The 12,167-nt window shown below is 65.7% G+C and carries 15 protein-coding genes and 4 tRNA genes; 9 read left to right on the forward strand and 10 right to left on the reverse strand.

Annotated features, from left to right (window positions below; all coding sequences use genetic code 11):
- Nucleotides 1–251: 251 nt before the first annotated feature.
- Nucleotides 252–1,304, forward strand: coding sequence for a 3-deoxy-7-phosphoheptulonate synthase (locus tag AC1DTF_RS05300; protein WP_477473307.1), 1,053 nt, complete (start codon nt 252–254; stop codon nt 1,302–1,304).
- A gap of 155 nt (nt 1,305–1,459) precedes the next feature.
- Here AC1DTF_RS05300 and AC1DTF_RS05305 read toward each other — a convergent pair whose 3' ends face one another.
- Entirely contained in the window at nt 1,460–1,972 is a 513-nt protein-coding gene (locus tag AC1DTF_RS05305; protein WP_477473308.1) for an SRPBCC family protein, read from the reverse strand.
- 106 nt (nt 1,973–2,078) lie between these two features.
- On the opposite strand from AC1DTF_RS05305, the gene AC1DTF_RS05310 reads away from it, so the two are divergent.
- Entirely contained in the window at nt 2,079–3,002 is a 924-nt protein-coding gene (locus AC1DTF_RS05310) for an AEC family transporter (protein ID WP_477473309.1), read from the forward strand.
- On the opposite strand, the gene AC1DTF_RS05315 is transcribed toward AC1DTF_RS05310, so the two are convergent.
- Nucleotides 2,984–3,544, reverse strand: a complete 561-nt coding sequence (locus tag AC1DTF_RS05315; protein ID WP_477473310.1) for a DUF1697 domain-containing protein — start codon at nt 3,542–3,544, stop codon at nt 2,984–2,986. The two genes, AC1DTF_RS05310 and AC1DTF_RS05315, sit on opposite strands and share 19 nt — an antisense overlap.
- Entirely contained in the window at nt 3,544–4,374 is an 831-nt protein-coding gene (locus AC1DTF_RS05320) for a class I SAM-dependent methyltransferase (RefSeq protein WP_057168910.1), read from the reverse strand. Before AC1DTF_RS05320 ends, AC1DTF_RS05315 begins: the two co-directional genes overlap by 1 nt.
- A gap of 27 nt (nt 4,375–4,401) precedes the next feature.
- Here AC1DTF_RS05320 and AC1DTF_RS05325 point away from each other — a divergent pair, with 27 nt between their 5' ends.
- The 4 genes from AC1DTF_RS05325 to AC1DTF_RS05340 are packed head-to-tail and all read left to right on the forward strand — an operon-like array spanning nt 4,402 to nt 6,856.
- Entirely contained in the window at nt 4,402–4,833 is a 432-nt protein-coding gene (locus AC1DTF_RS05325) for a type II toxin-antitoxin system Rv0910 family toxin (RefSeq protein ID WP_057168911.1), read from the forward strand.
- Nucleotides 4,834–4,852: 19 nt separating this feature from the next.
- Complete coding sequence (locus AC1DTF_RS05330) at nt 4,853–5,752, forward strand: extracellular catalytic domain type 1 short-chain-length polyhydroxyalkanoate depolymerase (protein WP_057168912.1); 900 nt, start codon at nt 4,853–4,855, stop codon at nt 5,750–5,752.
- 57 nt (nt 5,753–5,809) lie between these two features.
- Nucleotides 5,810–6,109, forward strand: a complete 300-nt coding sequence (locus AC1DTF_RS05335; protein ID WP_442928741.1) for a hypothetical protein — start codon at nt 5,810–5,812, stop codon at nt 6,107–6,109.
- 18 nt (nt 6,110–6,127) lie between these two features.
- Entirely contained in the window at nt 6,128–6,856 is a 729-nt protein-coding gene (locus AC1DTF_RS05340; RefSeq protein ID WP_057168914.1) for an Rv2253/PknI dimerization domain-containing protein, read from the forward strand.
- 221 nt (nt 6,857–7,077) lie between these two features.
- Here the strand turns inward: AC1DTF_RS05340 and AC1DTF_RS05345 are convergent.
- The 5 genes from AC1DTF_RS05345 to AC1DTF_RS05365 all read right to left on the reverse strand — a co-directional run bounded on the left by AC1DTF_RS05345 (nt 7,078) and on the right by AC1DTF_RS05365 (nt 8,903).
- Nucleotides 7,078–7,152, reverse strand: a tRNA-Val gene (locus AC1DTF_RS05345).
- A 13-nt stretch (nt 7,153–7,165) separates the two neighbouring features.
- Nucleotides 7,166–7,239: transfer RNA gene (locus AC1DTF_RS05350), tRNA-Cys, on the reverse strand.
- 27 nt (nt 7,240–7,266) lie between these two features.
- Nucleotides 7,267–7,339: transfer RNA gene (locus AC1DTF_RS05355), tRNA-Gly, on the reverse strand.
- Nucleotides 7,340–7,434: 95 nt separating this feature from the next.
- The gene (locus AC1DTF_RS05360) at nt 7,435–7,845 is read right to left on the reverse strand and encodes a DUF6636 domain-containing protein (RefSeq protein ID WP_057168915.1); all 411 of its coding nucleotides are present in this window, start codon (nt 7,843–7,845) and stop codon (nt 7,435–7,437) included.
- 44 nt (nt 7,846–7,889) lie between these two features.
- The gene (locus tag AC1DTF_RS05365) at nt 7,890–8,903 is read right to left on the reverse strand and encodes an alcohol dehydrogenase catalytic domain-containing protein (protein ID WP_057168916.1); all 1,014 of its coding nucleotides are present in this window, start codon (nt 8,901–8,903) and stop codon (nt 7,890–7,892) included.
- A gap of 146 nt (nt 8,904–9,049) precedes the next feature.
- Here AC1DTF_RS05365 and AC1DTF_RS05370 point away from each other — a divergent pair.
- Nucleotides 9,050–9,121, forward strand: a tRNA-Val gene (locus AC1DTF_RS05370).
- A gap of 61 nt (nt 9,122–9,182) precedes the next feature.
- The gene (locus AC1DTF_RS05375; RefSeq protein ID WP_477473311.1) at nt 9,183–9,806 is read left to right on the forward strand and encodes a flavin reductase family protein; all 624 of its coding nucleotides are present in this window, start codon (nt 9,183–9,185) and stop codon (nt 9,804–9,806) included.
- Here the strand turns inward: AC1DTF_RS05375 and AC1DTF_RS05380 are convergent.
- Complete coding sequence (locus AC1DTF_RS05380) at nt 9,787–11,028, reverse strand: cytochrome P450 (protein ID WP_477473312.1); 1,242 nt, start codon at nt 11,026–11,028, stop codon at nt 9,787–9,789. The genes AC1DTF_RS05375 and AC1DTF_RS05380 overlap by 20 nt on opposite strands.
- A 122-nt stretch (nt 11,029–11,150) precedes the next feature.
- Here AC1DTF_RS05380 and AC1DTF_RS05385 point away from each other — a divergent pair, with 122 nt between their 5' ends.
- Entirely contained in the window at nt 11,151–11,750 is a 600-nt protein-coding gene (locus AC1DTF_RS05385; RefSeq protein WP_477473313.1) for a TetR/AcrR family transcriptional regulator, read from the forward strand.
- A 24-nt stretch (nt 11,751–11,774) separates the two neighbouring features.
- Here the strand turns inward: AC1DTF_RS05385 and AC1DTF_RS05390 are convergent, their stop codons facing one another.
- Nucleotides 11,775–12,143 carry a SpoIIAA family protein gene (locus tag AC1DTF_RS05390; RefSeq protein WP_477473314.1) on the reverse strand — a complete coding sequence of 123 codons (369 nt, stop codon included), beginning with the start codon at nt 12,141–12,143 and terminating at the stop codon, nt 11,775–11,777.
- Between the last annotated feature and the right edge of the window lie 24 nt (nt 12,144–12,167).

Below are 12,167 nucleotides of genomic sequence, written 5' to 3' on the forward strand. Positions count from 1 at the left end.
GTGGAGGCGGTGGCTGATGATCCGGGCCCACTTTTGACGTTCGTCGACCGCGGTGTAATCTCACCCTCGTGAACATCCGCGTGCGCGCCGGCTATTGGCGCTTTATCGAGGCTCCGGGCGGAGCCGATAAAGCGCAGCACTAAGCACGCATCCACCCGGAGCCCAGGCAGTGACCACTTTTGGTCGCTGCCTTTCGTCATTCAAGGGCGCCCGGGATGTCACTCAGGTGCCCATACCAGAAAGGCACCATCGTGAACCTGGCGCAGACCGCCACCGCACCCGCAACGTCGGACCGGCGGATACGCAGTTTCAGCGAAATCCCCAGCCCGCATGAGGTGCTCTCCGAGTTCCCGCTGGGCGCCCGCCGTGCCGAACGCGTCGCGCGCGACCGCGACGAGATCGCCGACATCCTGGCCGGCCGCGACGATCGCCTGCTCGTGGTCGTGGGTCCCTGCTCGGTGCACGACCCGGAGGCGGCCCTCGACTACGCCAGCCGACTGGTCAAGGTCGCCGACGAAGTCGGTGACCGGCTCAAGATCGTGATGCGGGTGTACTTCGAGAAGCCCCGCACCACGATCGGCTGGAAGGGCCTGATCAACGATCCCGGCATGGACAACACCTTCGATGTCACGCGAGGCCTGCGCACCGCACGGCAATTGTTGCTCGACATCATCGACATCGGCCTGCCGGTGGGGTGCGAATTCCTGGAACCCACCAGCCCGCAGTACATCGCGGACGCGGTCGCCTGGGGTGCGATCGGGGCCCGCACCACCGAATCCCAGGTGCACCGCCAGCTGGCGTCGGGACTGTCGATGCCGGTCGGTTTCAAGAACGGCACCGACGGCAACATCCAGGTCGCCGTCGACGGCGTGAAAGCCGCTGCCGCCCAGCATGTCTTCTTCGGCATGGACGATATGGGTCGCGGCGCGCTGGTGAACACCGAGGGCAATGAGGACTGCCACGTCATCCTGCGCGGCGGCACCGCCGGACCCAACTACGACGCGGACTCGGTACGCGACACGGCGGCCAAGCTGACCGCCGCCGGCCTTCCGGGCCGGGTCGTGATCGACTGCAGCCACGCCAATTCCGGTAAGGACCACGTGCGGCAGGCCGGGGTGGCCGCCGAGGTGGCTCAGCTGGTGCGCGACGGATTGCCGGTCAGCGGCGTCATGCTGGAGAGCTTCCTGGTCGCCGGCGCCCAGGCCCCCGAAGCGCGTCCGCTGACCTATGGACAGTCCGTCACCGACAAGTGCATGGACTGGAGCGCAACCGATCTCGTGCTGCGCGAGCTCGCAGCGCGGTAGTCCCGTGCCGCTGATCTTCACCTACGGCTGACGCTGCGGGACCCGGCCGTGCAGCATTCGCTGTTCGGCCGGCATCGGATCCTGCGGCCCGGAACCGACGCCGACGACTATGTGCGAGTGCAGGTGACGCTGAGTTCCGGTCGCCAGGCGTGGGTCTACGTATCTGCCGACTGACGTTGCTCGGCCAGTGCGGCCAGGTTGAGCAGTGAGTTCTCCAGATGGCTCACCGGAAACGGCGGGAACTCGATATCGCGATGGTGCGGCGACACATTGGACCAGTCGTAGGTCAGCGTGACCTCGGTGCCGGCGCCTGCCGGAACCAGGTCGTAGCGCCACGTCCAGCCGCCGTAGTCGATACCGGCACCGGGCGGACCCTGATAACCGGGGATGTCTTTCGGTTCGGCTCCGGGCTGCCACGCGATGGCCTGCGGACGCTCCAGCACCTCGACCCGGTTGGCCATCTCGTAATGCTTGTTGGGGTGGTTCTCGTGGTACATCCCCATCCGGAAGATCTGCCCGACGTCGGTCAGCGGGGCGGTATCGATGGGTGGCTGCACCCAGCCGGTGCCGTCGATCGACGGGTGCGTCGACGGGTCGGCCAGCAGGTCGAACACGGTTTCGGGGCGGGCATTGACGACCGTCGTGACGGTCAGGGATTGATCGGTCATACCTGTACCGACCGCAGGCGGGGCCGATACTCATCGGGCTGACTGCGCATCGCCGATGGGGTGGCGGATAATTGCATGGTCAAGTTCACGCGGGAAGGGGTGTGCAGTGCTGGCGGTGTTGGAAGCCTTCGCCGTCATCGCCATCATCATTGTCGTCGGTGCCATCGTGGGCCGCCGCAACGTCCTCGGGGACAACGCGCGGATGGTGCTCAACCGGGTGGCCTTCCACGTCGGGGTGCCCGCGCTGCTGCTGCTCTCGCTCGCCGATTCGACACCTTCGCAGGTCTTTTCACTGCCACTGCTGGTCTCGGCGCTCACCACGATGATCATGTTCGGTATCTACTTCGCGATCGCGGTGATGGTGCGGCGCAGCGACCGCGCCGATGCCACCATCGGCGCGTGGGCCGCATCGTGGGTCAACTCCGGCAATCTCGGTATTCCGCTGAGCGCCTACGTCCTGGGCAGCACCACAGAGGTGTCCGCACTGATCGTGTTCCAGACGGTCTTCCTGGTGCCGTTCGGTGTGGCGATCATCAATTCCGCGGGCCGCAACGCGGGTTCGGTGAAGTCTCAGATCAAGGACCTGGTGACGAATCCCATCATCGTCGCCAGCGCCATCGGCACGGTACTCGCGTTCACCGGGATAGAACTGCCGCGGGCCATCCACCAACCGCTGGAACTGCTGGCCGATCTCGCGATCCCGACCGTGTTGCTGGCCTTCGGTATCGCCCTGGTCACCCAGACCGGGGGCAAGGGCAAGGAGGGCCGGGTCGATCTCTGGCTGGCCATCGTGTTCAAGGTCCTGCTGATGCCGGCGCTGGCCTATGTGCTGGCCCGCTGGGCGTTCGGGCTCTCGCCGGAACAGACCGCCATTGCCACCGTGTTGGCCGCCCTGCCCGCCGCACAAAACCTCAACACCTACGCCTCGGTCTTCGAACGCGGCGAGAAGCTGGCGCGCGACGCCACGCTGATCACCACGATCGCGTCCGTGCCGGTGATCGCCTGCATTGCTTACCTGCTGGGGCTCTGAGCGTCCAGCAGCCCGAGCAGTTTCACGGTCGTGGTCCAGCTGCGGATCGTCATCTGCTTGTATTCCGGTGTGYCGACGATCTTGCTCATCTTGCTCTTGGTGCGCTGCGCCCCGAGCCGCGCGAAATAGACCACGCCGGTGCCCGGCCAGGCCTGGTCGACGCCGTCGCGCAGCGCCACGATGCCCATCACCTGCTTGGCGGTCAGCGGAGCCTTGAGGAACACGGCATCGGAGTAGTAAGTGTCCGGGTCGGTGCCGAACCCGTTGGGTGCCTTGTCGATCACGCTCTTGAGTTGGCGATGTGACCGCAGCACCACCACCAGCGGGACCTTGAACGCCTTCTCCAGCGCGGCCTCGATCTCGCTCTCCAGCGTCTTGGCGGGGCGGTCGGTCTCGAACAGCACATTGCCGGACTGGATGTAGGTGCTGACGTTCTCCAGGCCGTGCGCCTCCAGTGCCGCCCGCAGGTCCGTCATCGCGATGATGTTCTTGCCACCGACATTGATGCCGCGCAGCAGGGCGACGTAGCGGGTACGGGCCATCAGCCGAACTCCAGCAGGGTGTAGGCGCCCCGGTACTGCTTGCTCCAATTCCACTGCCAGTAGGCGGGAAACAGCTTGCCGAACAGGAATCCGCGGCCCTTGGGGATGGGCAGATCGTGTACGGCACGGATACCGGGAACCGTGTTGACCAGGTCGGCCAGCTCGGCGGGGGAGAGGCTGAACGGCATCGGCGGCACCCGGTACCGGCGCGAGGAGCGCATACCGTTTTTGCGGGTCAGTTTCTTCACGATCACCGGTGGCAGGTCGAAGATCATCTGGCCACCGGGAAAGCGTTTGGCGCACTCGGCGATCAGGGCCATCGCCTCCTCGGGCTGCAGGTACATCAGCAGTCCCTCGGCGGTGATGAACACACCCTTGTCAGTGTCCACCTGATCCATCCAGCTGTAATCCAGGGCCGACTGTGCCAGGTTGGTGATCCGCTCCGATGCCGGGAGCAGCCGCTGACGCAGCTCGACGATGGGTGCGAAATCAACGGTGATCCAACGGAAGTCGGCCTCGGGCAGGGCGGCGCTCAGACGCCAGAAACTGGTCTGCAGGCCCTCGGCGAGCGCGACGACGGTGGCCGAAGGGTGCGTCGACAGATACGCGGTGGCCGCCCGGTCGATGCCGACGGCGCGCAACGCCATCTCCTGGCCCTTGCGGCCGAACTTGTCGAAGTCGAACTCGATCGCATCAACCAGCTGGATCGCCATCGGATCCTCGATGACGGGCTTGGGGTGGCGGGCCTGGTGCGCGCGGGCGTTGAGCGTCAGCAGAGCGGTCTCGGACACTCCGGTGAGATTGCTGGCGTCGGCTTTGCTGCTGTCCACGACACCGAAGCTACTAGCATTCGGCGCATGGCAAAGCTCGAACTATCCCGCGAACTGTCGCTCGATCCACAGACGGCGTGGGATCACGCGTCGAATCTGAACGAGCTGGGGGACTGGCTGGTGATGCACGAAGGCTGGCGTAGCGAGATTCCCGACGAGCTCACCGTCGGCACCACCCTGATCGGCGTGGCCGGGGCGAAGGGCATGCGTAACCGCGTCACCTGGACGGTGCGCAAGCTGGATGCACCGCACCTGCTGGAGGTCGTGGGCAAGGGCGTCGGCGGCACCAAGTACGGGCTGAAGCTGAGTGTGAAGCCCACTTCGTCGGGAAGTAAGTTCGCGGTGACCCTCGAACTCGGCGGTCCGCCGCTGTTCGGCCCGATCGGATCCGTCGCCGCCCGCACGGTCAAGGGCGATATCGAGCGTTCCATCGAGAAGTTCGAGACGCTCTACACCTGACGCCTCTAAGCTCGCGTGGGTGAGGGGGAAATTCACAGCGACGTTGCTGGTGGTGCTGCTGTGCGTGCTGGGGCCGGTATCGGCGGCGCAGGCGGAACCACCGAACGCTCAGATCGACATCGGGGGCTTGCAGCGCACGTTCTACCTGCATCTGCCGCCGGGGCCACCGAAGGGCCTGGTGGTGAACATGCATGCCGCCGGTCAGAACGGCGGGCAGCACGCGGCGCTGACCCATTACGACTCCGTGGCCGACGCGCACGGCTACGCGGTGGTGTACCCGGACGGTATCGATTTCAGCTGGGCCGACGGACGAGGCGCATCGGTGCCGGACCGCACCGGGGTCGATGACGTGGGATTCATTGTCGCCCTTGTGGATCGGTTGACGGCCGAGTACGGGATCCCGGCCGGCCGGGTGTTCGCCACCGGGCTGTCGGCGGGCGGATTCATGGCCAATCGGCTGGCGTGTCAGCGGGCGGACATGTTCGCCGCGGTCGCTCCCATCGGCGCGACCCTCGGCGATCACGTCGCATGCAACCCGTCGCAGCCGGTGTCGGTGCTGACCTCGCAGGGCACCGTCGATCCGATCGTGCCGTTCAACGGTGGGCCGATGATCGGGCGTGGTGGGCCGAGCACCATCCTGGCGGCCTACGCCGTGGTGGATCGCTGGCGTGAACTCAACGGCTGCGCGCCGGACCCGGTGATCGCGCCGGTGCCCGGATCCGGTGACGGGACGAGCGCCGAACGCGTCAGCTACGAATGCGATGCCGGCACCGAGGTCGTGTTCCTGCGCGTCGACGGCGGTGGGCACACCTGGCCGGGTGCCCCGGAGATCCTGCCGGCGAACCAGGTGGGCCCTGCGACCCGCGCGTTCGATGCCTCGGAGGTTTCGGCGCAGTTCTTCGACGCACACGGCAGGTAGTTCGTCCCCGGTATTTCCGGCAGCCCCTTTCGAACATATGATCGAACAGTGGGTGAGATGCAGAGCATCGGGCACGGCGGCCAGCCTGCGCGGGACGTCTTCCGCCGGGTGGACCCGCCGCGTCCCGTGCTGGTCGATCTGGGCGCCCTTTTCCCACGGCAACCGCACTGCCAGTGGGGGCGCTATCACCCRCTCGGGTTGCAGATGCACAAGGTGGTCGAGGGGCAGTTGACCTGCTGGGGGCTGTGTGAACAGGGGGCCTGGTGGGGTTTGGTGACGTATTCGATCACCTTCGGCGCTTCGGAAAGGCCGGTGACGCATTGGGTTCCGGCCTGGATGCTGACGGTCAAGTCGTAGTTCGTTAGTGTCCGGGCTATGACGCAGCCGCCGGAGAGCGAGGAACCGACCGGCTATATGGCCGAGGCCGGTGCACCCACCGAGCTCTCCGGTGTCGCGGACGCGAACACCCAGGCGGCGCACGCGTGGGCGTTCGACGAGGACCCGGAGCCCGAGCCGCCACGCTTCACACCCGGGCGGATCACCGCATTCGCCGTCGCCGCGGCGGTCGTGGTGATCGCGGCCGCCTCGGGTGTCGTGGTGTGGTTCCTGAGTGATGACCCGGTCGCCGAGCCGGCCCCGCGACCCGATCTCCTCAACGGGATGTACCGCGTCGAATACCACTGGGATGAGGCCACTTACCGCGATGTCGGTGGTAACACCAACTGGGGTGAGGGCGCCGCTGCCGGGCCGGCCCAGGACTGGCTGTCGCTGACGTCGGCCTGCACGGACACCGACTGCATCGCCACCGGCGAGGTGCTGGGCCAGGACCGGGCGCGCATGCCCGGTGCCCGCACGCTGACGTTCAAACTGACCAATGGCACATGGGAGGACATCGCACCCGCGCGGGTGAAGTCCACCTGTACCTACGACGACGGCTCGGTCGCGGGGGAGTCCTGGACGACGGTGACGCTGGGCTTCACCCCGCGCCCGGACGGCTCGTTCACCGGTGCGCTCACCACCGTCGTCGATACCAACGAGTGCGGGGATCAGGGCAACACGGTGGTGACGCCGCTGACGGCCGGGCGGGTGGGGGAGGCGGTGTAAGCGATGTTGGGGCCATGGTGGTGTCTACTGCGGGGACACAAACTAGAGACCACGAAGACGCGCAGGGAACAGCAGTCGGCGCGTAAGTCAGCTACCTGTCTCGACTGTGGGCGTCAGTGGGACACCACGCCAGGGGAGGGTGGCCCCTCGGCAGGGCCGTGATCTGTGGCCCAAGCATGAAAAAGGCCCGGTCGAAACCGGGCCCTCATCTGTACGAACTGTGGTGCGCGATACTGGGATTGAACCAGTGACCTCTTCCGTGTCAGGGAAGCGCTCTCCCGCTGAGCTAATCGCGCCGGGTCGAAACTTTGGAGGTGGAGACGGGAATCGAACCCGTGTGCACGGCTTTGCAGGCCGTTGCCTCACCACTCGGCCACTCCACCATTGGGGTTGATGCCACTGCACCTTCGAGCGGACGACGGGATTCGAACCCGCGACCCCAACCTTGGCAAGGTTGTGCGCTACCAACTGCGCCACGTCCGCGTGCCTCGGATGAGATCGTCACCCGGTGCGGAAAGGAACATTAGTCCAACCATGCGAGTAACTACAAATCACTTGAAACGACACGGCAATCGGATCTAAAACAGCTGGTAAACCTGGCGTGCGATCGCGAATCCGTGACCAGTGTTGCGGTCGAGACAGGTGATACCGCTCTCCGCGCTGTCACATTTCAGGTCCCCGCGGACGATCGACTGGCCGTAGGCGAGCGGGGTGGAACCGCCCAGCGTGGTGTCCCCGGCGCAGACGAAGGTCGCTGGCTCGTTCGGACCCATCGCGATGCCCTGGCCGTAATCAAACTCACAGTCCGCGGGCCGCGGCGGGGGAGCCCAGTCCCGTTCGGCGATATCGCAGCGGACGTAGTCGACGTCGAGCACGCAGCCGACGTTGCCGCTCGGTGAGACAAAGTCGACGAAACCGTCTTCGGCGGCAGCCGGTGCCGCACACAGCGTCGCGACGGCACCGGCGACGACGAGCACCCGAAGGATCATGGTGCGACCCTAGCGGCGAAACGAGACCTGGTCAGGGCGAATTCTCAGACCGTCAGCACCATCCGGTAGCGGGCCTTGCCGGTGTCCATCGCCGCATACGCCTCGGCGGCCTGAGCCAGCGGCAGCTCCTGGATGCGGGCCCGCACCCCGGACTGCACGGCGAACTTCAAGGTGTCCTCGACGTCGCGCGCGGTGCCCGAGGGGTGACCGGTGATGCTCACGCCGGGCGTGATCAGCTGCAGCGGACTGATGGGCAGCGGATCCGGCGTCACACCGACCACGATCAACTCCCCGCGCGGCAACAACCCGCCCACGGTGTCCGCCATGGCCTGAGAGTTGGCTGCCGTCGCCAGCACCACCGACACCCCGCCGAGCGCCTGCAGCGCCTCACTCACATCGCCGGCCTTGGAGTCGACGTAGTGGTGCGCACCGAGGTCGAGGGCGTCCTGCTTCTTGTCCGCACCGCGGGCGATCGCGATGGTCTCGAAGCCCATCGCGCGGGCGAACTGCACACCGAGGTGTCCGAGACCGCCCACGCCGAGTACCGCGACCCGGTCGCCGGGCTTGGCCCTGGTCTCCCGCAGCCCGTGAAAGACCGTGACACCGGCGCATGCCATCGGGGCGGCCTCGGCGAAGGACAGCTCGTCGGGGATTCGGGCCAGCGCATTGGCCGGGACGGTCACCGACTCGGCGTAGCCGCCGGGGTAGTGCCAGCTCGGGATCTGACCGTTGGCGCAGTGGATGAAGTCACCCTGGTGACACGGCACGCAACGCCCGCAGTGTCCGCCGAACCAGCCGACGGCCACCCGGTCACCGATCGCGTAATCCTGAACACCGTCACCGATCTCGGCGATGGTGCCGGCGATCTCGTGCCCGGGCGTCAGCGGCCAGGTGAGCCCGGGGAAGGCGCCGTTGACGAACGCGTGGTCGGTGCCGCACACACCGCAGGCCTGTACCGCGATGCGGACGTGATCGCGGCCGGGCGAGGTGGTGTCCACCTCGGCGAGTTCCAGCGCTGCGCCGGCTGATGCGACATGAACCGCTTGATGACGTGCCATCTCAATCCTCACTGTCGGGTCGTGTGATTTATGTCTACCCGCGCATGGGTCTTTGGGCAGCCCGGTTTGGGTGAAAACTGGCGCCACCCTGACCAGCCAATTCCAGCTACCCGGTAGGCGCGTGCTAGTCTTCGTCCTCGTTCCCCGGTCTCGTAGCTCAGGGGGAGAGCGTCCGCCTCACACGCGGAAGGTCACTGGTTCGATCCCAGTCGGGACCACAAGCAAGAGCCGCCCTCGGGCGGTTCTTTTGCTTTTTCCAGGCGGACCGGAAGAGGTGTCATGGCAGGCGACGGAGCCCATTTCTATCGGCCGGCTGAGGGCACCGGGCTGCCGCATGATCCGTTCAACGCCATTGTCGGACCGCGGCCGATCGGCTGGATCTCCACCCGCGACGCCGACGGTGTGCGCAACCTGGCGCCCTACAGCTTCTTCAACGGCTTCAACTACCGTCCGCCGATCATCGGCTTCGCCTCGGTCGGCTGGAAGGACAGCGTGGCCAACATCGAGGCCACCGGAGAGTTCGTCTGGAACCTCGCGACCCGGGAACTCGCCACCGCCATGAACGAGACCTCCGCGCCGCTCCCGCCCGGTGAGGACGAATTCGACCGCAGCGGGCTGACCGCCGTCGACTCGACCACCGTCGCCGCGCCGCGCGTGCTGGAGAGCCCGGTCAACTTCGAATGCCAACTCACCCAACTCATTCAGCTCACCGATGTCGAAGGCAAGCCCGTCGACACCTGGATGGTGCTCGGTCAGGTGATGGCCGTGCACATCGATCAGCAGTGGTTGGTCGACGGCGTCTATGACACCGCCGGCCCACGGCCGATCCTGCGGGCCGGTGGGCCTGCCGGCTACTCGGAGATCGGGCCCGAGGCCACGTTCTTCATGAAACGGCCGAGTTGACCGCTGTGCTCACGCGTACTCCGGGAGCAAAGATCACCGGCACCGTGCGGTAACCGCGCGTCACAGAGTTGCCGTGGAACTTCGCCGCGGTGTCGAGGTCCAGCCTGTAGTCGGGCATGCGCTGCAGCACCTGTTCGAGGCCGATCCGGAATTCGAGACGGGCCAGATTCGAGCCGAGGCAGCGGTGCACGCCCGCACCGAATCCGAGATGACGGTTCTGCTTTCGGTCCAGGATGCACCGGTCAGGGTCGGGGAACTCGGCTTCGTCGCGGTTCGCCGAGGCGTAGTTGACCTGAACGGACTCGCCGGGACAGAAGGTCTGCCCTTCCAGTTCGACCTCGCGCGCAACGGTTCTCGGAATGCCGTGAATGGACCCCGTGAAGCGGATGAACTCCTCGACGGCGTAGGGCATGATCTCGGGCTCGCCGATCAACCGTTCACGCTCGTGCGGATGCTGCGCGAGAAAGTGGAATGCAGACGACATCGCGTTGGCCGTCGTCTCGAGGCCCGCTTGCACCAGCAACATCGCATTGCCGACAACGTCCTGAAATGCCAGCTTCTCGCCGTCGATCTCCGCATTGATGAGGACATCGATCATGTCATCGCTGTCGGGCCTTTCGCCGTGTGCGACGACTGCGTCCGAAATATGTTGGTACAGGCCACCCCAAGCGACGCCACGGATCTCCTCGGTGGCACCGTTGAGGGCGGTGTCGGTCAGTTCGATGCACAGTGGCACATCCTCGATGGGCATTCCCAGCACGTACTTGAAGAACACGACACCCGGTTGCCGCCAGGCCACCTCGGCAAGGTCTCCGGATCCCGTCTCGATGAATTCGTCTATCAGCCGGTCTGTCTCGGTACGTATCTCGGGCTGCAGACGTTGCATGCGCCCGGGAGAGAAGTACGGATTCAGTACCTTGCGAAGCTTCTGCTGCCGTGGCGGGTCCAGGGTGATCACGATGTCACCCGGAAGTTGTTCGGCGCCCTCCGGTGTCGGGTTGCTGGAGAAATGCTCCCAGTCCTTGAGGATCGCCGAGCACGACTCATAGCTCAACGCGACCCACGATCCTTCGCCGCTCGCGGTCAGGAACGGCGTGTCGGTATGGGCAAATGGAGATTTCGCGCGCATCACGCCGTAGACCTCGTACAGGAAGTCGGGATCGTTGAAGTCCTCGTGTCGCAGATCCCACTGCTCGGCGTGCTCTTCGGGTGACTTGGGCATTCGAGGCTTCCGTTCGCGGTGGTGAGACGAGTTTATCCGAACTCGTATATTTTATTCGTAGCCGTAGGTCGACACGGTGTCAAGGTCGCGATCGGCGTCGGGCATCTGAGACGATCTGACGCATGGTGGAGAAATGGACCCGCGAACGGCGACTCGAGCACACCCGCAATCTGCTGCTCGACGCGGCCGAACAGGCCTTTGCCGAGCAGGGGTTCGCCGGCGCGGCGCTCGACGATATCGCCGCCTCCGCCGGATACACGCGCGGCGCCATCACCTCGCACTTCGGCGCCAAGGAAGACCTTTTCCAGGCGGTCGCCGAGCGGCACCTACAACGGTTGGCAAGGGGCTTCGACGAGATCATCGGCTCGTTCGAAGCATTGGATGACGCGCTGGTGGACGAACTGGTCGAGCGTTGGCGCGGCGTCACGACCGCCGGCCTCAACGGTGCAGCACTGAACTACGAGTTCTCGCTGTATCTCTTCCGCAACCCGGAGGCCCGTGACCGGCTCGCACCGCAACGCGAACGAATGATCGCGTGGATCGCGAAGTATGTCGCCAACCATGTGGAGCGGCTCGGGGGAGAGCTTCGAATGCCCGCGGATACCGTGGCGCGAGTCCTTGTCGCGAGCACCGAAGGCATTCTGATGGGAAGCCACATCGACGGTGTGGATCTGTACGGACCGTATCTGCACTTCGTGATGGCGAACCTGGTGTCCCGCTGAGTACTCCTCAGAACGTGACTGCGATCAGCCGGCCACCCACTCCTTGGCCTTGTCCAGCTCATCCAGGCCGAACACCGCGAGCTCACCGGGCACCATCCAGCCCAGCGCGTGCATGGTGTGGCGAATCCAGTCCTTGTCGGACACCACCGCGATCCGCTTAAACGCCGAATGATGTTGCAGCAGTGTGCCGAACCCCATCTTCAGATCCTCGGCCAGGCCACCTGGCCCGAAGCCCTCGTAGTCCGGCGCGATCACCTCGACGATGCGGATCTCTTTCGCCGCGCCCAGTGCCTCCATGGTGGGCGCGAACGCGCGGAAATCCTCACCAGTGATCCGCCCCGACGCCCGGATGCCGGTCACCCCGTCGGGCATGTCCGTGAGCACCTCGATCATCAGTGTCCCCTTTCGACAAGGTCC

The sequence above is a fragment of the Mycobacterium sp. P4_H6 genome (assembly GCF_056400845.1).

Coding starts and splice junctions, on each gene's coding strand:
- AC1DTF_RS05365 (WP_057168916.1), bottom strand. CDS start 8,903: ATGGCACGTCATCAAGCGGTTCATGTCGCATCAGCCGGCGCAGCGCTG.
- AC1DTF_RS05380 (WP_477473312.1), bottom strand. CDS start 11,028: ATGCCCAAGTCACCCGAAGAGCACGCCGAGCAGTGGGATCTGCGACAC.
- AC1DTF_RS05375 (WP_477473311.1), top strand. CDS start 9,183: ATGGCAGGCGACGGAGCCCATTTCTATCGGCCGGCTGAGGGCACCGGG.
- AC1DTF_RS05325 (WP_057168911.1), top strand. CDS start 4,402: ATGGCAAAGCTCGAACTATCCCGCGAACTGTCGCTCGATCCACAGACG.
- AC1DTF_RS05385 (WP_477473313.1), top strand. CDS start 11,151: ATGGTGGAGAAATGGACCCGCGAACGGCGACTCGAGCACACCCGCAAT.
- AC1DTF_RS05360 (WP_057168915.1), bottom strand. CDS start 7,845: ATGATCCTTCGGGTGCTCGTCGTCGCCGGTGCCGTCGCGACGCTGTGT.
- AC1DTF_RS05305 (WP_477473308.1), bottom strand. CDS start 1,972: ATGACCGATCAATCCCTGACCGTCACGACGGTCGTCAATGCCCGCCCC.
- AC1DTF_RS05340 (WP_057168914.1), top strand. CDS start 6,128: ATGACGCAGCCGCCGGAGAGCGAGGAACCGACCGGCTATATGGCCGAG.
- AC1DTF_RS05390 (WP_477473314.1), bottom strand. CDS start 12,143: ATGATCGAGGTGCTCACGGACATGCCCGACGGGGTGACCGGCATCCGG.